Below are 17,212 nucleotides of genomic sequence, written 5' to 3' on the forward strand. Positions count from 1 at the left end.
GTGACTCCGGACTGCGCACGGGTCCGATCCCCATGATTCGCCGGACTTTAAATCGGATTTGTCGATAATAAATACAGATAAAATTCGTTTGTCATGTTCAATAGTGGCCGATATCCTGAGCGCCACAGGAGGAAATGGTCGTCGACGTGGTGGGCCCCGCTGACCGCTTCGTACCCCGGCAGCCCGAGCGCAGTGCCGCGCGGGGAGGTCCGCAGCCGCCGGCCCCTCCATTCCGCCTGCGATCGGAATCGACATGACGCACGAGAACTACGAGCTTCCCAGGCAGACACCGATCGGTCTCTCTGACGAGGACATCCGGGCGGCGATGCACGAGATTCCCGGCTACCTCGACATCAGCATGGGGGACTTCCGCGAGCTGTATCACCACGCGTTCCGGCATGCACTCGAGCGTCTGGCAGGTTACACCACGGCGGGGCAGATGATGGTGCCCGCGACCTGGACGGTCAGCCCCCACATGCTGCTGGACGAGGTCATTCACGGCATGGCGGAGCGGGCGCTGAAGGGGCTTCCGGTGCTTGATGACAGGCGCCGTGTCGTCGGGGTGCTGACCGAGACGGATCTGCTGCGTCATTTCGGCGCGACCACGTTCACGCAGTTTCTGCACCGGTTCGTGGCCGACTCCGACACGCTGGAGCACTCGCTGCACGAGACGCCGGTGTCCGCGATCATGACCCGTCCGGCGATCACTGTCGAGGTCGATGCGCGCTTCAGCCGGATCGTCGAGCAGTTTCACCGGAAACACTCCAACCGGCTTCCGGTGGTGGATCGGAATGGCGTGCTGATGGGCGTGCTTTCGAGGAAGGATTTCATCCACGCCTTCCACCTGGAGGGCCTGGTATGAACTACTGGCGCAAGATGCTCGGGACCACCCGGGGCAGCCTGCCGCGGGTCTCCAATGCCGAGGTGTTCTGGTCCTGGTGCGGAGCCTTCATCGGGATCGCGGCGGTTGGACTGGTGCACCAGCAGTTCTTCGACGGCACTGCCTACCTGCTGATGATCAGCTCCTTCGGTGCGTCGGCCGTACTGCTGTTCGGGGCACCGCGAAGCCCGCTGGCGCAGCCCCGCAACCTGGTCGGCGGGCACCTGCTGTCGGCATTGATCGGTGTTGCCGCGTTCAAGCTACTGGGAGGCCAGATCTGGCTCGCCGAGGCGGGCGCGGTGGCGACCGCGATCGCGGCAATGCACCTGACGCGCACGCTGCACCCGCCGGGCGGGGCGACGGCCCTGCTCGCGGTGATGGGAGGCGAACAGGTCCACAGCCTCGGATTCCTGTTCGTACTGCTTCCGGTGGCCGCAGGCGCGCTGATCCTGCTCGCCGTGGCCGTGCTGTTCAACAATCTGCCCAAGACCCGGCGTTATCCCGAGGTCTGGCTGTAACGACAAGGAGAACATGACATGCGCCGTCTGCGCCGATCCAGCCGCAACCCGACATCCGGCGATCCGGTCATCGACCGCCAGAACCAGGCGTTGTCGCGGATCCTGTTCGACATGGGCGACGAGCTCCGCGCGACCGAACACTGCCAGGACATGAACGAGTTCTACGACGACCTCGTGGACCTGGCCGAGCAGCGTTTCGACGCAGCGGCGGCTGGCACCCTCGACGTTCCCGAGGCCGACGAAGAGATCCGGGAGTTTCTCGCCGAGCGCATGCCGTTGCCCGCCCGCGACGGACCCGCCTGCCGCGACTGCGGGCTGTGCGAGAAGCTCGAGGATCGGGTCTGCGCATGGCTTCCGGAAACAGTGGCCGCCTGAGAGTGCAGCAGGTCAGGGATCCATGTCCATGCCGGACACGCCAGCGATCCCTGCATTGATTCGACACAACAGAATTCGACACCCCAGCGATAGGAGGCCGACATGGCAACCGAGACGATCGAAAGAGCCTACGTGACCGACGAAGAGGGTTACCTCGTCGATCCGGAGTCCTGGACGCCCGAAGTGGCGGAGCAGTTCGCCGAGCAGGAGGGCATCGCGCTCAGCGACGAGCACTGGGCGGTGATCCGCTTCATCCGCGAGTACTACGACGAGCACCAGATCGCGGTGGACGCGCGCTTCGTGATCAAGTTCCTCGACGAGGAATTCGGCTACGGCGCCAAGGCCCACAATCATCTGTTCAAATTGTTCCCCTACGGCTACGTGAAGCAGGCCTGCCGGATCGCCGGCATGCGCCGCCCGCGCGCCTGGAGCACCGGCTGAGACTCGCATTTGCCGCCCCACACGAGTCCCCGCTGTAGGGCGGAAGAGGCCGAAGGCCGTCATCCGCCATCCGCCATCCGGGCGTTGGGAGTGGCACGGATGTTCGGGTTTCGGCACGCGCCGACCGGCGGATGACGCTGCGCTTTTCCGCCCTACAGATCGCCACGGCAAGGTAGGGCGGAAGAGGCCGAAGGCCGTCATCCGCCATCCGCCATCCGGGCGTTGGGAGTGGCACGGATGTTCGGGTTTCGGCACGCGCCGACCGGCGGATGACGCTGACGCTTTTCCGCCCTACAGATCGCCATGGCAAGGGAGGGCGGAAGAGGCCGCAGGCCGTGATCCGCCATCCGGGGTTTTCCGCCCTTGGTAGGCCGCGCGGGTGGTGGCGCGGTTACCGCGTCAGCGTGGCCGCTGCTGCTCGACCATCCATACCGCGGCTTCGACGCGCGAGCGCAGGTTCAGCTTGCGCAGCAGGTTTTTCACATGCACCTTCACCGTGCCCTCGGTGATGTCGAGGTTGCGGGCGATGTGCTTGTTGCTCAGGCCGTCGGCGATCTGGTTCAGGATTTCCATCTCGCGTTCGGTCAGCCCGGCCCGTTCCAGCGGCGTGGGCTCGTGCTCCCGGCGCACGGCCCGCGCGAGATGCTCAGTGAGCCCTTCGCTCAGCACCAGGTGACCCTCGAGCACCTGGCGCAGGCGGTCGAGCAGGTCCTCGGGCTCCATGTCCTTCAACAGGTAGCCGGACGCACCAGCCCGCAACGCCTCGACCAGGTCCTCCTCGCGGTCGGAGACGGTCAGCATTACGATACGCACAGCCGGGTCGGCCTGGTGCAGCCGCCGGAGCGTTTCGAGCCCATCCATCTCGACCATGTTCAAATCGAGCAGGACGAGGTCCGGCTTGATCTCGTTTACCCGGCGCAGACCCTCCGCGCCGGAGCTGGCCTCGGCGACGACCTGGAAGCCGGTGCCTGGCTCCAGCAGTTCACGCGCGCCTTTCCGGAACAACGGGTGATCGTCGATGATCACCACCCGGGCGTCTGTTCTGGGCTCGTCAGGATTGGGACCGGGCTTTGGGGAGTCTGATGGGTTCATCCGTCGTGTTCTCGTTCAAGGGTTCAGTGTGGGCCGCCGCAAGTGCCGCCGGCTCGAACAGCACGGCTACGATGGTGCCTCCGCCGGAACGCGGCAGGATCTCGAGTTCTCCGTCCAGGTTTCGTGCGCGCTCGCGCATGATCGTGAGGCCGTAATGGCCGTGTTTCCCGGCAGGCTCGGGCATGCCGCGGCCATCGTCCTCGATCATCACCCGTATCCGGCCGTCGGGCAGGGTATCGAGGCCGACGGTCGCCGCGTGCGCCCCGGAATGCTTGATCACGTTCGAAAGCGCTTCGCGCACGATCTGCAGCACGTGGATTTCCTCGTTCACCCCGATCTGCCCATCCGCCACTCGGTTGTGCAGCCGGATCGACAGTTCCCCGCGGTCAGCGAACTCGCGCACCGTTGCCTCGAGGACCCGGTTCAGGCCCTGTTCGTCCATGCGGATGCGGAACGTGGTCAGCAGTTCGCGCAGCTCGCCGTAAGCACTGTTCAACCCCTTGCGAAGGTCGCGCAGCGTAGACTCCATCTGGAACTCGCGCCCCGGGGTCTTCAGCATTCCCTGCAGGCGGCTCACTTGGATCTTCATATACGTCAGCGCCTGAGCGAGCGAGTCGTGCAGCTCACGCGCGATGGTCGCGCGTTCCTCCAGCAGCGCCAGGCGGTTCAGCTGATCCGCGCGGTGTTGCCGGCCGATCGCGGTCCCGAGGTGCTGCGCGACGCCCTCGGCGAGCTGGATTTGCCAGGGCTCGAGGTTCACACCGTCCGGTACCTGCATCCGAAGCAGACCGTGGATCCGGTCACCGTCCCTTAGCGGCACGCTGAGCACGCGCCCGGTGTCGGCCGAGCTACGGGGCCGGTTGAGCCGGGTGCGCCCGTCGTCCAGGCAGTTCTGGCAGGACTCCAGGGTACAGAACACCGGACCGCTCCCGGGCGCGGTGTCCGATGTCGCCATGCGAAAGCCCTTGCGGCCGTCGGGCTCGACGACGCAGACGCTGCCCGCACCCAGCCCGAGAAACCGCTCGAGCTCCCGCAGCGTGCGCGAATAACTGGCGTCCGCGAGACTGGCATCGTGCAGGTGCATCAGCGACCGGTACATCAGCTCCAGCGAGCGGTTGCTGCGTTCCAGCGCTCCGGTCTTTTCGCGCACCCGTGTCTCGAGGTCCTCATAGGTCTGCGATAGGTCCCGGGCCATAAGGTTGAAGGTCGCACCGAGCTGACCGAGCTCGTCGTCTCCCGTGTGCCGGATGCGCCAGCCGAAATCACGCCTGCGCACTGCCTCGGCGGCGCGCAGCAGGGCGCGCAGCGGCTGCAGCACTTCGGTGCGCACGAAGTACATCGTGATGAAGATCACGACCAGCGTCAGGAACAGCGACATCCCCTGTGTGAAGCGCAGCAACTGCACCTTCGACTCGGTCTTCTGCTCCAGGTGGCGCACGAGGTCATCGATCAGCACCACGAACGCGTCCATCTCCTGTCTCAGGGGGCCCAGCTGCTCGGCATCGGGCGGCTGGTCCAACGCTGCGACGACGCCCGGGCGGATGCGGTGCTCCCAGGTATGTCCCACCTTGTCGTAGACCTGGCGGGCCGGCTCGGACGTTCCGCGGGGCACGATGCGGGTCAACGCTTCGCCCAGGTACCGCGCTTCGAATCGGTCCAGCGCGGAAACGATCCTCAGCTTCCGTGCCTCCGCGCTTTCCACGCGCCGTTCCAGCAGCTCGGTGCTGATCATGTAGGTCTGCATGCGCAGCGCACCGGCACGGTTGATCGCCGTTGCCTCGCCGCGCAGGGTCTCGGCGATGATCACCGAGGTGACGATCCCGAAAAGCGCCAGCGCGGCGATCAGCGAGAACGCGAAGCCGAGGCGCAGCATCAGGGATCGATTCATGCCGTCAAACATTCTTCCTCCGGGCCCGGGGCGTGCCGGTCGCCAAGGGGATCCAGCGCAGGTGGCGCCGGGCGGGGTCTTCAGACATACCCATACCGGCTTCCCCGCGGCGGGAGGGCCTGGCGGGCCTCGAGCCGTTTCCATGGAGAATACCGCACATTCAATGTTTTGTAGGGTGTGAGAAGGGCTACTTACAAAGTCGTAACAGCGGAAGAACGGCGCAGGAAAGGTCCCCGGAGGCGCATTTACCGCTCCGTTTGCCGGGCGTAGAACGGGTTTCAGACCCAATCCGGATCGGGGGAAAACCGTGGCGACGCCCCGCTATCAGCAGATCTCCGTACTCACGATGAACACCCTGGCCTTCACGGTGTGCTTCGCCGTGTGGACCATGTTCTCGATCATCGGCATTCCGCTGAAGGAGGACCTCGGCCTTTCGGAAACCGAGTTCGGCATCCTGGTCGCGATGCCGATTCTGACCGGCTCGCTGATCCGCCTGCCGCTGGGCATGCTGACCGACAAGTTCGGCGCGCGCATCGTGTTCACGGTGCTGATGGCGGTCACCATTGTGCCGATCTGGATGGTTTCCACGCTGGAACAGTATTGGGCATTGCTGATCGCCGGGCTGTTCGTCGGCATGGCCGGAGGTTCGTTCGCAGTCGGCATCGCGGGCACCGCGCGCTGGTTCGAGAGGAAGAACCAGGGCTTTGCGATGGGCATCTTCGGTGCTGGCAACGCGGGTGCGGCGGTCACCAAGTTCGTCGCACCGACGCTGGTCGTGGCCTACGGCTGGACCATGGTGCCGCAGGTCTACGCGGTGGCAATGGCGGTGATGGTGGTTCTGTACTGGTTCTTCACCTTCAAGGAGCCGGTCAGCCATCTGGTCGACAAGTCGGTGACGGTCCGCGAGCAGCTCGCCGCACTGAAGGACCCGAAGGTGTGGAAATACTGCCAGTACTACTCGCTGGTGTTCGGCGGCTACGTCGGCGTGTCGCTGTGGATGACCAAGTACTACATCAGCGAGTACGGCATCGGCATACAGGTCGCTGCGCTGCTCGCCGCGATCTTCGTGCTGCCCTCGGGCGTGATCCGGGCGCTGGGCGGCTGGCTGTCCGACCGCTTCGGCGCCCACAACGTCACCTGGTGGGTGATGTGGACCAGCCTGATCTGCCTGTTCTACATGGCCTATCCGCAGACCGAGCTGGCGATCCGCACGGTCGACGGCGGGACGCTGACCTTCAGCTTCGGCGGCGACATCTACCTCTTCACCCTGGCCCTGTTCGTGATGGGCATTGCCTGGGGCTTCGGCAAGGCTTCGGTGTTCAAGTACATCTCCGATGAGTATCCGCACAACATCGGTGTGATCTCCGGGATCGTCGGCCTGATCGGCGGGCTCGGCGGATTCCTGCTGCCGATCATGTTCGGGGCTCTCGTGGACATCTTCCAGTTCAATCAGATCGTCTGGTGGCTGCTGTTCGGGGCCACCGGGGTATCGCTGATCTGGATGTGGTGGACCGAGCGCAAGCCGCTGATCGCGGCGGCCGATGCCGCTGGCGTGCGCCGCCACGTATCGCGCGGGTGATGACGACATCGGACAACGGTTTTTTCGCGAAACAGCGATTGACAAGGGAGCCACGCAATGGCCGCTGACATCAAAGAATGGGATGTAGAAGACAAGGCGTTCTGGGAATCGCAGGGGCGGCGCATTGCCAACCGCAACCTGTGGATCTCGATCCCGAACCTGCTGGTGGCATTCGCCGTCTGGCTCATGTGGGGCATCATCACGGTGCAGATGATCAACCTGGGGTTTCCGTTTTCCCAGGCCGAACTGTTCACCCTGACCGCGATCGCCGGTCTCACCGGCGCGACGCTGCGCATCCCCGCGTCGTTCATGATCCGCGTCGCCGGCGGGCGCAACACGATCTTCCTGACCTCGCTGCTGCTGATCCTACCCGCGCTCGGGGCCGGTTTCGCGCTGCAGACCCAGGACACGCCGCTCTGGGTGTTCCAGTTGCTCGCGCTGCTCTCCGGCGTCGGCGGCGGAAACTTCGCCGCCTCGATGAGCAACATCAGCACCTTTTTCCCGAAGAGCCAGCAGGGGCTGGCGCTGGGTCTGAACGCGGGTCTCGGCAATTTCGGCGTGACCACGATGCAGATCCTGATCCCGGCGGTGATGACTATCGGTCTGTTCGGCGTGATCGCCGGGGATCCGATGATCCTGCTGAAGGACAGCGGCACGCTGATCGGGCGGATTCCGGCCGGAACCGAGACCTGGATTCAGAACGCCGGTTTCATCTGGGCCGCGATTTTGGTGCCGCTGGTGATCCTGGCCTGGTTCGGCATGAACAACCTGCGGCCGATCACTCCCGAGCCCGGTCACCCCCTCGCCGCGTTCGGCAAGGTGCTGAGCCTGTACCTGATCGGTTTCGTGACCGCCGGCGTGGGGCTGTACCTGTACCTGCCCGCTCCGACCGGCCTCGGCATCCTGAACATGTGGGTCGCGATGCTGCTGATCATCGCCGCGACGCTGTTTCTGATGCGCGTCATGCCCGGACAGATCGGTGCCAACTCGAAGCGCCAGTTCACGATCTTCAAGGACAAGCACACCTGGTCGATGACCGTGCTGTACATCCTGACCTTCGGCTCGTTCATCGGCTACTCGATGGCATTGCCGCTGTCGATCACGGTGATCTTCGGTTTCACCAGCGTGGAGATCGATGGCGTGATGCAGCGGGTTGCGCACCCCGACGCGCCGTCGGCGCTGACCTACGCCTGGATCGGGCCGTTCGTCGGCGCGCTGATCCGCCCGCTCGGCGGCTGGGTCTCCGACAAGGTCGGTGGCTCGATCGTGACCCAGATCATCGCCGGGGTGATGGTGGTCGCCTCCGCCGCGGTCGGCTACATCATGATGCTCGCGTACAACTCGCCCAACCCGGAACAGTACTTCTTCGCCTTCATCGCGCTGTTCATCGTGATCTTCGCCGCGACCGGCATCGGCAACGGTTCGACGTTCCGCACCATCGGCGTGATCTACAACCGCGAGCAGGCCGGCCCGGTGCTCGGCTGGACCTCGGCGGTCGCCGCCTACGGCGCGTTCGTCGCTCCGCTGGTCATCGGTGAACAGATCCGGGGCGGCACGCCGGAGATGGCGATGTACGGCTTCGCGGTCTTCTACGCGCTGTGCATGGTGCTGAACTGGTGGTTCTACCTGCGCCGCAACGCGTACGTGAAGAACCCGTGATCCGATCTCCCTTGCGCACGGATCATCGTGATGAACGCCCGAGCCATACCTCCCTGGGCCCCGGACGACCCCGCCTTCTGGCAGGCGCGGGGCAAGCTGGTCGCGCACCGGAACCTGTGGATCGCTGTGCCGAACCTGCTGGTGGCTTTCGCGGTTTGGATGCTCTGGAGCGTCGTCGTGGTGATGCTGCCGGCGGCCGGCTTCCCGTTCTCGACCACGCAGCTGTTCCTGCTCGTGGCGATGCCGGGCCTGAGCGGTGCGCTGCTGCGCGTGGTGTACGGGCTGGCCGCGACCCGGGTCGAGGGCCGGCGCTTGACGCTGGTCACGACGCTGGTGCTGCTGCTGCCGGCGGTTGGTCTCGGCCTGGCTGTGCAGCACCCGCAGACTCCGTATCCGCTGATGTTGGTGCTGGCCGCGCTGTGTGGGCTGGGTGCCGGCAGCTTCGCTTCCAGCATGACCTCGCTGACGCTGCTGTTTCCCCGCTGGGAACTCGGCAGCGCACTGGGTCTGAACTCGGGGATGGGAAACCTCGGCGTGAGCATGGCGCAGTTCCTGGTGCCGATCGTGATCGCGTGGTCGGTATTCGGGGCCCTGGCCGGTCCGCCGCAGGCGGTGGAGCTGCGCGGCGACTGGCATCCGCTGTGGCTGCAGAATGCGGGGTTCATCTGGGTTCCCGTGATTCTTCTGTGCGCACTGTTCGCGCGCTTCGGCATGCACGAGGTGCCGTTTCCCAAGGCGCGCGAGACGGACGCTCCGCCGGTCTACGCCCAGCGCCGCTACTGGGTGCTGTCGCTGATGTACCTCGGCACCTTCGGTTCGTTCATCGGCTTTACCGCTGCGTTTCCGCTGTTCGCCCATACGCAGTTTCCGCAGGTCGACGTGCTTCAGTACGCGTTCCTCGGCCCGCTGCTGGGTGCGCTGGCCCGGCCGCTCGGCGGCTGGCTCGCGGACCGCTACGGCGGTGGCCCGGTGACCTTCTGCGCGTTCGCGGTGATGGGAGCCTCGGTGCTGGCGTCGCTCGGCTTCCTGCCTGGGCCCGATGCGGATGGCCGGTTCTGGGGGCTGATGGCGACGTTCATGGTGCTGTTCATGGCTGCCGGCCTGGGCAGCGGGTCGATGTTCCGCATCGTGCCCGAACTGATCGAGGGCGACCAACCGGAGCCGGCACCGCGGCGTTCGATCCGGGAATCGGGGCAGGTCATCGGTCTGGTATCGGCGATCGGTGCACTGGGTGCGTTCGCGGTGCCAGTGGTGCTGGCCCTGGCGCTCGCGGCCTGGGGCGCGGTGGGGCCGGCCTTGCTGATGTTCGTGTTGTTTTACCTGGTTTGCATGGCGGCCACCTGGTGGTGTCACGTCCGTACGCGGTCGGACCCGGACTGGTGAGCCTCGACGAATGCGGTGGGCGCGCCGTGCCCGCCCTGGTGTAACAGGAGAGTCCGAATGAGCCATTTTCTCGACCGACTGACCTTCTTCAACCGGGTCAAGGACCACTTCTCCAACGGGCACGGTGAAGTGACCCGCGAAGACCGCCGCTGGGAGGACGGGTACCGCCAGCGCTGGCAGCACGACAAGATCGTGCGCTCGACCCACGGAACCAACTGCACCGGTTCGTGCAGCTGGAAGATCTACGTGAAGAACGGGTTGGTGACCTGGGAGACCCAGCAGACCGACTACCCGCGGACCCGCCCGGATCTCCCCAACCACGAGCCACGCGGCTGCCAGCGCGGTGCGAGCTACTCCTGGTACCTCTACAGCGCGAACCGGGTGAAATACCCGCTCGTCCGCAGCCGGCTGGTGAAGCTCTGGCGCGAGGCGCGGCGCACGCTGGGTCCGGTCGAGGCCTGGGAGAGCATCGTCGAGGATTCGGCGAAGACCCGCTCCTACAAGTCGATGCGCGGCCTCGGTGGCTTCGTGCGCGCGGAATGGGACGAGGTCAACGAGATCATCGCCGCAGCAAACGCGTACACCGCCAAAGAGTACGGCCCGGACCGCATTTACGGGTTCTCGCCAATCCCGGCGATGTCGATGGTTTCCTACGCAGCCGGTTCCCGGTACCTGTCGCTGATCGGCGGTGCCTGCGGCAGCTTCTACGACTGGTACTGCGACCTGCCGCCGTCGTCGCCGCAGACCTGGGGCGAGCAGACCGACGTGCCCGAGTCGGCGGACTGGTACAACTCGACCTTCCTGATGATGTGGGGCTCGAACGTGCCGCAGACGCGCACGCCGGACGCTCATTTCATGACCGAGGTGCGCTACAAGGGCACCAAGACGGTGGTGGTGTCGCCCGACTACGCCGAGGCGACCAAGTTCGCGGACATCTGGCTGCACCCAAAGCAGGGTACCGATGCGGCACTCGCGATGGCGATGGGTCACGTGATCCTGCGCGAGTTCCACGTCGAGCACCCGAGCGACTACTTCCGGCAGTACGCGCGCGAGAAGACCGACTTCCCGTTTCTGGTACTGCTGGACCGGCAGGACGGCCATTACGTGAACGGCCGTTTCCTGCGGGCGTCGGATCTCGCGGACCAGGCCGGGCAGGACAACCACCCCGAATGGAAGATGCTGGCGCTGGACGAACGCAGCGGCGCGCTCGTCGTGCCGAACGGTTCGGTCGGCTTCCGCTGGGGCGAGAAGGGCGACGGTGTCGGGCGCTGGAACCTCGAGCCCAAGGACGCGGTGAGCGGCCAGGAAGTGCAGCTCGGGCTGACGCTGATCGGTTCTTCCGACGCGGTGGTCCCGGTCGCGTTCCCGTATTTTGGTGGTGCAAAACACCCGCACTTCACCCACACGGACCACGATTCGCTGCAGGTCCGCCACGTGCCGGCGAAGAAGATCCAGCTGGCCGACGGTTCCGAGGCACTGGTCGCGACCGTATTCGACCTGAGCTGCGCGAACTACGGCATCGACCGTGGTCTCGGTGGTGAGAACGTCGCCGCGAGCTACGACGACGACGTGCCCTACACGCCGGCCTGGCAGGAGCGCATTACTGGCGTGAAGCGCGACCAGGTGATCACGGTGGCCCGGCAGTTCGCGGAGAACGCGGACAAGACCCACGGCAAGTCGATGGTGATCATCGGCGCCGCGATGAACCACTGGTACCACATGGACATGAACTACCGCGGCATCATCAACATGCTGATGATGTGCGGCTGCGTCGGCCAGAGCGGTGGCGGCTGGTCGCACTACGTCGGCCAGGAGAAACTGCGGCCGCAGACCGGCTGGCAGCCGCTGGCGTTCGCGCTCGACTGGCACCGCCCGCCGCGGCACATGAACAGCACCTCGTTCTTCTACATCCACTCGAGCCAGTGGCGCTACGAGAAGCTGTCGATGGCCGAGATCCTGTCGCCTACCGCGAAGCCGGAGGAGTGGACCGGAAGCCAGATCGACTACAACGTGCGCTCGGTGCGCATGGGCTGGCTCCCGTCCGCGCCGCAGCTCTCCGCCAACCCGCTGGCCGTCTGCCGCGATGCCGAGGCTGCCGGCAAGGCGCCGGCCGATTACGCGGTGGAGCAGTTGCGCGCGGGCAAGCTGGGTTTCGCGTTCGAGGCTCCCGACGATCCGAAGAACATTCCGCGCAACCTTTTCGTCTGGCGCTCGAACCTGCTCGGCTCGTCGGGCAAGGGCCACGAGTACATGCTCAAGTACCTGCTCGGCACGACCCACGGGGTGCAGGGCAAGGATCTCGGCGGCGAGGGCCGCGAGAAGCCGGAGGAGGTGACCTGGGCCGAGAAGCCGATCGAGGGCAAGCTCGACCTGCTGGTGACGCTGGATTTCCGCATGTCCACCACCTGCATGTACTCGGACATCGTACTGCCGACCGCGACTTGGTACGAAAAGCACGACCTGAACACCTCCGACATGCACCCGTTCATTCACCCGCTGACCGCGGCGGTGGACCCGGCCTGGGAGTCCCGGACCGACTGGGACATCTTCAAGGGCATCGCGAAGACCTTCTCGAAGGTCTGCGAGGGCCACCTGGGCGTCGAGAAGGACCTCGTCGCGCTGCCATTGCTGCACGACACCCCGGCCGAACTCGGCCAGCCGCTCGATGTGAAGGACTGGAAACGCGGTGAGTGCGATCTGGTGCCGGGCAAGACGATGCCGGCGCTGGTGGTGGTCGAGCGTGACTTCCCGAACACGTACAAGAAGTTCACGGCGCTGGGGCCGCTGATGGTCAAGGCCGGCAACGGCGGCAAGGGCATCAACTGGAACACCGAGGAAGAGGTCGACTCGCTCGGCGACATCAACTATCGCGTGACCGAAGAGGGTATCAGTAAGGGTTTGCCCCGGATCGAGAGCGACATCGACGCGGCCGAGACGATCCTGATGCTGGCGCCGGAAACCAACGGCCATGTGGCGGTGAAGGCCTGGGACGCGCTTGGCCAGATCACCGGGCGCGACCACAAGCACCTGGCGTTGCCGAAGGAGCACGAGAAGATCCGCTTCCGCGACGTGGTCGCGCAGCCGCGCAAGATCATCTCCTCGCCGACCTGGTCGGGCCTGGAAGACGAGCACGTGTCCTACAACGCGGGCTACACCAATGTGCACGAACTCATCCCGTGGCGCACGCTGACCGGGCGCCAGCAGTTCTACCAGGATCACCCCTGGATGCGCGCCTTCGGCGAGCCGCTGTGTGTCTACCGACCGCCGGTGGACATGAAGACGGTCGATCCGATCATCGGCACCAAGCCGAACGGCAACGGTGAGGTGGTGCTGAACTTCATCACTCCGCACCAGAAATGGGGCATCCACAGCACCTACACCGACAACCTGATCATGCTCACGCTCTCGCGGGGTGGGCCGATCATCTGGATCAGCGAGGTCGACGCGGCGAAGGTCGGCATCGAGGACAACGACTGGATCGAGGCCTACAACGTGAACGGCGCGATCGCCGCCCGCGCGGTGGTCAGCCAGCGGGTGCCGGAAGGCATGTCGCTGATGTACCACGCGCAGGAAAAGATCACCAACACGCCCGGATCCGAGACGACCCAGACGCGCGGCGGCATCCACAACTCGGTGACCCGCGCGGTGCTGAAACCCACCCACATGATCGGCGGCTACGCCCAGTTGAGCTACGGCTTCAACTACTACGGGACCGTCGGCTCGAACCGGGACGAATTCATCATCGTCCGCAAGATGAACAAGATCGACTGGATGGAAGAACGCGCCCCAGCCGCTCAAGCCGTGGAGGCCCGCTGAGATGAAGATTCGTGCACAGATCGCAATGGTGCTGAACCTGGACAAGTGCATCGGTTGCCACACCTGTTCGGTCACCTGCAAGAACGTCTGGACCTCGCGCGACGGCATGGAGTACGCCTGGTTCAACAACGTCGAAACCAAGCCCGGAATCGGCTACCCGAAGGAGTGGGAGAACCAGGAGCGCTGGAACGGCGGCTGGCGTCGCCGCGAGGACGGTCGTATCGAGCCGCGCATGGGCGGCAAGTGGCGCGTGCTCGCGAACATCTTCGCGAACCCGGACCTGCCCGAGATCGACGACTACTACGAGCCCTGGGACTACGACTACGCGCATCTGCAGGATGCGCCGGAGTCGAGGGCAATGCCAGTCGCTCGCCCGCGTTCGCTGGTGAGCGGGAAGCGGATGGAGAAGATCCACTGGGGGCCGAACTGGGAGGAGATCCTGGGTACCGAGTTCTCCAAACGCTCGAAGGACTACAACTTTGAACAGGTGCAGAAGGACATCTACGGCCAGTTCGAGAACACCTTCATGATGTACCTGCCGCGCCTGTGCGAGCACTGCCTGAACCCGGCCTGCGTCGCTTCGTGCCCAAGCGGTGCGATCTACAAGCGCGAGGAAGACGGGATCGTTTTGATCGATCAGGACAAGTGCCGCGGCTGGCGCATGTGCGTGTCCGGTTGCCCATACAAAAAGATCTACTACAACTGGAACACCGGGAAATCGGAGAAGTGCATCTTCTGCTATCCGCGCATCGAGGTGAGCCAGCCGACGGTCTGCTCGGAAACCTGCGTCGGACGCATCCGCTACCTCGGAGTTTTGCTGTACGACGCCGACAAGATCGAGGAAGCTGCCAGCGTTGCCAGCGAGCGGGATCTGTACGAGAAGCAGCTGGAGATGTTCCTGGATCCGTTCGATGAGAAGGTGCTCGCTGCCGCCCGCAAGGAAGGCATCCCCGAGTCCTGGCTCACCGCCGCCCAGCAGTCGCCGATCTACAAGATGGCAATGGAGTGGAAGATCGCGTTCCCGCTGCACCCGGAGTACCGCACGCTGCCGATGGTGTGGTACGTGCCGCCGCTGTCGCCGATCCAGTCCGCCGCCGAGTCCGGGAACATGGGTATGAACGGCATCATCCCCGACGTCGACTCGCTGCGCATCCCGGTGCGCTACCTCGCGAACATGCTGACGGCCGGTGACGAAAAGCCGGTGACGCTGGCGCTGAAACGCATGCTTGCGATGCGCGCCTACATGCGCTCGAAGACCGTGGACGGCGAGTTCAACCAGGCCGTGCTCGACGACGTCGGTCTGCGCATGGACCAGATCGAGGTGATGTACCGCTACCTTGCGATCGCGAACTACGAGGACCGTTTCGTGATCCCGAGTTCGCACCGCGAATACGCAAGCGCGACCTACGACGCCTACGGCGAGCGCGGCGGCTGCGGCTTCAGCTTCGGCAACTCCTGTGCCGACGGCGCGACCAAGACCAGCATCTTCGGGACCAAGCGCCTGACCGACCGGAAAGGCAAGCCGATCCGCGTGGAGGTGAAGTCATGACGGACCCGGAACGGATGGAACCGATGAAAACGCTGAAGGTGATCTCCCGGCTGTTGTGTTACCCGCGAGCCGACCTGCTCGGGGCGCTGGAGGAGCTGGCGGCGGCGGTGGAAAAGGAACGGCTGCTCCCTCCGGAGCTGCGGCGGCGTATCGGCACGCTGATCGCGGAGCTGCGCATCACGGACCTCTACGTGCTGCAGGAGGACTACGTGAACCTGTTCGACCGTGGCCGGGCGGTGTCCCTGCACCTGTTCGAGCACGTGCACGGGGAGTCGCGCGACCGGGGCCAGGCGATGGTGGACCTGGTGGACCTGTACCGCCGTCACGGCTTCGAGCTGAGCGCGCGGGAACTGCCGGACTACCTGCCGCTGTTCCTGGAGTTCGCCTCCGAGCGGCCGGTGAACGAGGCCCGCGAACTGCTCGGCGACGCGGCGCCGGTGCTTGCACTGATTGGCGAACGACTGGCATTGCGGGGCAGCCGGTATGGGGTTCTGTTCGACGCGCTGCTGGCCTTTGCGGGTGCGCCCGAGAACCTCGACGAGATCCGAGAGCAGGCGGCTGCCGAGGGCCCCGACGAAACGGTGGTGAACATGGACAAGTACTGGGAAGAAGAGGCGGTGACCTTCCTCGCGCCGGGCGGCTGCGGCAGCGGGCAGGCGACTGAACAGCCGATCCACTGGGTGAAGCCGGAACCCGCCGGCACCGTGCCCGCCAAGCAATCCGTCTTCGGAGGTTGACTACAATGGATTATCTGAACGAACTCGTCTTCGGGTACTTCCCGTATCTGGCGCTCGCCGTGTTCCTGCTGGGCAGCCTGGTACGTTTCGAGCGCGACCAGTTCACCTGGCGCAGCGGCTCGAGCCAGATGCTGCGCACGAAGAACCTGCGTCTCGCGAGCAACCTGTTCCACATCGGGATCCTGCTGCTGTTCTTCGGTCACCTGTTTGGTCTGCTGACGCCCGAGTGGGCGTACAAGGCGATCGGGATCTCGACGCCGGCCAAGCAGCTGATCGCGATCATCGCGGGCGGCATCTTCGGCCTGATGACCTTCGTGGGGCTGAGCATGCTGCTTTATCGCCGCCTGTTCGACGCCCGTATCCGGGCGACCAGCAGCGGGTCCGATCACTTCATCCTGGTCCTGCTGTACGTGCAGCTGATTCTCGGGCTTGCCACGCTTCCGCTGTCGATGACCCACCTGGACGGCGCGAACATGGTGGCGCTGGCGAACTGGGCGCAGCACATCGTGACCTTCCAGCCGGGTGCCGCCGCGTTCATCGTCGACACCCACTGGATCTTCAAGGCACACATCGTGCTCGGGCTGACGATGTTCCTGGTGTTCCCGTTCACCCGGCTGGTGCACATCTGGAGCGCCCCCGTCTGGTACCTCGGCCGCAGCTACCAGCTGGTGCGCCGCCGCTGAGCCCTCCCGGAACTCCCTCCCTGCGAGCGAGAGAGGGGAAGCACTCCCTCCCCCGCAGGCGGGGGAGGGTTGGGGAGGAGGAAGGGCACGGCACCATGCGCCCCCGAACCCAACCTCGATTTCGAATGCGGGAGGGGGGCAGAGGCGAAGGCCGAAGCTTTCACAACGACCGACAACCGATGACGCAAAGACCGACTGGAGAATACCCCATGGCCATCGAATTCAACGACACGACCATCGCCACCGACGAGGAAGGCTACCTCGTCGACCCCGATGCCTGGACCTCGGGCGTCGCGGAACACATCGCGGCGGAAGAGGGGATCGACCTCACCGACGAACACTGGGCCGTGATCCGCTTCATCCGGGGCTACTACGACGAGCACCAGATCGCGGTGGATGCCCGCTTCGTGATCAAGTTCCTCGACGAGGAGTTCGGCTACGGCGACAAGGCCCACAACCACCTGTTCGAGCTGTTCCCCTACGGCTACGTGAAGCAGGCCTGCCGGATCGCCGGCATGCGCCGCCCGCGCGCCTGGAGCACCGGCTGAACGGCACCGAACCCGCAAGGGGCGGAAGGGGCGTAGGGCGGAAAAGGCCGAAAGGCCGTCATCC

The 17,212-nt window shown here is 65.1% G+C and carries 15 protein-coding genes; 12 read left to right on the top strand and 3 right to left on the bottom strand.

Features of this window, described 5'->3' with window-relative positions:
• The first annotated feature begins 253 nt into the window (after positions 1–253).
• From THITH_RS07895 to THITH_RS07910, 4 genes are all read left to right on the top strand, one after another.
• Positions 254–862: a CBS domain-containing protein gene (locus THITH_RS07895; RefSeq protein WP_006747620.1), complete on the top strand. Its 609-nt coding sequence runs from the start codon at positions 254–256 to the stop codon at positions 860–862.
• Positions 859–1,398 carry an HPP family protein gene (locus tag THITH_RS07900; RefSeq protein WP_006747619.1) on the top strand — a complete coding sequence of 180 codons (540 nt, stop codon included), beginning with the start codon at positions 859–861 and terminating at the stop codon, positions 1,396–1,398. Before THITH_RS07895 ends, THITH_RS07900 begins: the two co-directional genes overlap by 4 nt.
• 18 nt (positions 1,399–1,416) lie before the next feature.
• Positions 1,417–1,773 carry a hypothetical protein gene (locus tag THITH_RS07905; RefSeq protein WP_006747618.1) on the top strand — a complete coding sequence of 119 codons (357 nt, stop codon included), beginning with the start codon at positions 1,417–1,419 and terminating at the stop codon, positions 1,771–1,773.
• A 102-nt stretch (positions 1,774–1,875) separates the two neighbouring features.
• Positions 1,876–2,214, top strand: a complete 339-nt coding sequence (locus tag THITH_RS07910) for a TusE/DsrC/DsvC family sulfur relay protein (protein ID WP_006747617.1) — start codon at positions 1,876–1,878, stop codon at positions 2,212–2,214.
• Here THITH_RS07910 and THITH_RS19195 read toward each other — a convergent pair.
• The 3 genes from THITH_RS19195 to THITH_RS07920 all read right to left on the bottom strand — a co-directional run bounded on the left by THITH_RS19195 (position 2,132) and on the right by THITH_RS07920 (position 5,194).
• Positions 2,132–2,422 (bottom strand): hypothetical protein, encoded by a 291-nt coding sequence (locus THITH_RS19195; protein ID WP_084222640.1) that lies wholly within the window; start codon positions 2,420–2,422, stop codon positions 2,132–2,134. The two genes, THITH_RS07910 and THITH_RS19195, sit on opposite strands and share 83 nt — an antisense overlap.
• Before the next feature lie 191 nt (positions 2,423–2,613).
• On the bottom strand, positions 2,614–3,306 hold the full coding sequence (gene narL, locus THITH_RS07915) for a two-component system response regulator NarL (protein WP_006747616.1): 693 nt from the start codon (positions 3,304–3,306) through the stop codon (positions 2,614–2,616).
• A complete protein-coding gene (locus tag THITH_RS07920; protein WP_232222272.1) occupies positions 3,266–5,194 on the bottom strand; it encodes a histidine kinase in 1,929 nt (642 codons plus the stop codon). The genes narL and THITH_RS07920 overlap by 41 nt, the downstream gene beginning before the upstream one ends.
• 307 nt (positions 5,195–5,501) lie before the next feature.
• Between THITH_RS07920 and THITH_RS07925 the strand changes: the two genes are divergently transcribed.
• From THITH_RS07925 to THITH_RS07960, 8 genes are all read left to right on the top strand, one after another.
• Positions 5,502–6,773 (top strand): MFS transporter, encoded by a 1,272-nt coding sequence (locus tag THITH_RS07925; RefSeq protein WP_006747614.1) that lies wholly within the window; start codon positions 5,502–5,504, stop codon positions 6,771–6,773.
• A gap of 57 nt (positions 6,774–6,830) precedes the next feature.
• A complete protein-coding gene (locus THITH_RS07930) occupies positions 6,831–8,432 on the top strand; it encodes an MFS transporter (protein ID WP_006747613.1) in 1,602 nt (533 codons plus the stop codon).
• A gap of 30 nt (positions 8,433–8,462) precedes the next feature.
• Positions 8,463–9,815: an MFS transporter gene (locus THITH_RS07935; protein ID WP_006747612.1), complete on the top strand. Its 1,353-nt coding sequence runs from the start codon at positions 8,463–8,465 to the stop codon at positions 9,813–9,815.
• Positions 9,816–9,872: 57 nt separating this feature from the next.
• Complete coding sequence (locus tag THITH_RS07940; RefSeq protein ID WP_006747611.1) at positions 9,873–13,631, top strand: nitrate reductase subunit alpha; 3,759 nt, start codon at positions 9,873–9,875, stop codon at positions 13,629–13,631.
• A gap of 1 nt (position 13,632) precedes the next feature.
• Positions 13,633–15,180 carry a nitrate reductase subunit beta gene (gene narH / locus THITH_RS07945; RefSeq protein WP_006747610.1) on the top strand — a complete coding sequence of 516 codons (1,548 nt, stop codon included), beginning with the start codon at positions 13,633–13,635 and terminating at the stop codon, positions 15,178–15,180.
• The gene (narJ, locus tag THITH_RS07950; protein ID WP_006747609.1) at positions 15,177–15,917 is read left to right on the top strand and encodes a nitrate reductase molybdenum cofactor assembly chaperone; all 741 of its coding nucleotides are present in this window, start codon (positions 15,177–15,179) and stop codon (positions 15,915–15,917) included. The genes narH and narJ overlap by 4 nt, the downstream gene beginning before the upstream one ends.
• Before the next feature lie 5 nt (positions 15,918–15,922).
• Entirely contained in the window at positions 15,923–16,600 is a 678-nt protein-coding gene (narI, locus tag THITH_RS07955) for a respiratory nitrate reductase subunit gamma (protein WP_006747608.1), read from the top strand.
• A gap of 209 nt (positions 16,601–16,809) precedes the next feature.
• Positions 16,810–17,148 (top strand): TusE/DsrC/DsvC family sulfur relay protein, encoded by a 339-nt coding sequence (locus tag THITH_RS07960; RefSeq protein ID WP_006747607.1) that lies wholly within the window; start codon positions 16,810–16,812, stop codon positions 17,146–17,148.
• The last annotated feature ends 64 nt before the right edge of the window (positions 17,149–17,212 follow it).

It is taken from the genome of Thioalkalivibrio paradoxus ARh 1 (assembly GCF_000227685.2).
Lineage (GTDB): Bacteria > Pseudomonadota > Gammaproteobacteria > Ectothiorhodospirales > Ectothiorhodospiraceae > Thioalkalivibrio > Thioalkalivibrio paradoxus.

Coding starts and splice junctions, on each gene's coding strand:
- THITH_RS07895 (WP_006747620.1), top strand. CDS start 254: ATGACGCACGAGAACTACGAGCTTCCCAGGCAGACACCGATCGGTCTC.
- THITH_RS07900 (WP_006747619.1), top strand. CDS start 859: ATGAACTACTGGCGCAAGATGCTCGGGACCACCCGGGGCAGCCTGCCG.
- THITH_RS07905 (WP_006747618.1), top strand. CDS start 1,417: ATGCGCCGTCTGCGCCGATCCAGCCGCAACCCGACATCCGGCGATCCG.
- THITH_RS07910 (WP_006747617.1), top strand. CDS start 1,876: ATGGCAACCGAGACGATCGAAAGAGCCTACGTGACCGACGAAGAGGGT.
- THITH_RS19195 (WP_084222640.1), bottom strand. CDS start 2,422: ATGGCGGATGACGGCCTTCGGCCTCTTCCGCCCTACCTTGCCGTGGCG.
- narL (WP_006747616.1), bottom strand. CDS start 3,306: ATGAACCCATCAGACTCCCCAAAGCCCGGTCCCAATCCTGACGAGCCC.
- THITH_RS07920 (WP_232222272.1), bottom strand. CDS start 5,194: ATGAATCGATCCCTGATGCTGCGCCTCGGCTTCGCGTTCTCGCTGATC.
- THITH_RS07930 (WP_006747613.1), top strand. CDS start 6,831: ATGGCCGCTGACATCAAAGAATGGGATGTAGAAGACAAGGCGTTCTGG.
- THITH_RS07935 (WP_006747612.1), top strand. CDS start 8,463: ATGAACGCCCGAGCCATACCTCCCTGGGCCCCGGACGACCCCGCCTTC.
- THITH_RS07940 (WP_006747611.1), top strand. CDS start 9,873: ATGAGCCATTTTCTCGACCGACTGACCTTCTTCAACCGGGTCAAGGAC.
- narH (WP_006747610.1), top strand. CDS start 13,633: ATGAAGATTCGTGCACAGATCGCAATGGTGCTGAACCTGGACAAGTGC.
- narJ (WP_006747609.1), top strand. CDS start 15,177: ATGACGGACCCGGAACGGATGGAACCGATGAAAACGCTGAAGGTGATC.
- narI (WP_006747608.1), top strand. CDS start 15,923: ATGGATTATCTGAACGAACTCGTCTTCGGGTACTTCCCGTATCTGGCG.
- THITH_RS07960 (WP_006747607.1), top strand. CDS start 16,810: ATGGCCATCGAATTCAACGACACGACCATCGCCACCGACGAGGAAGGC.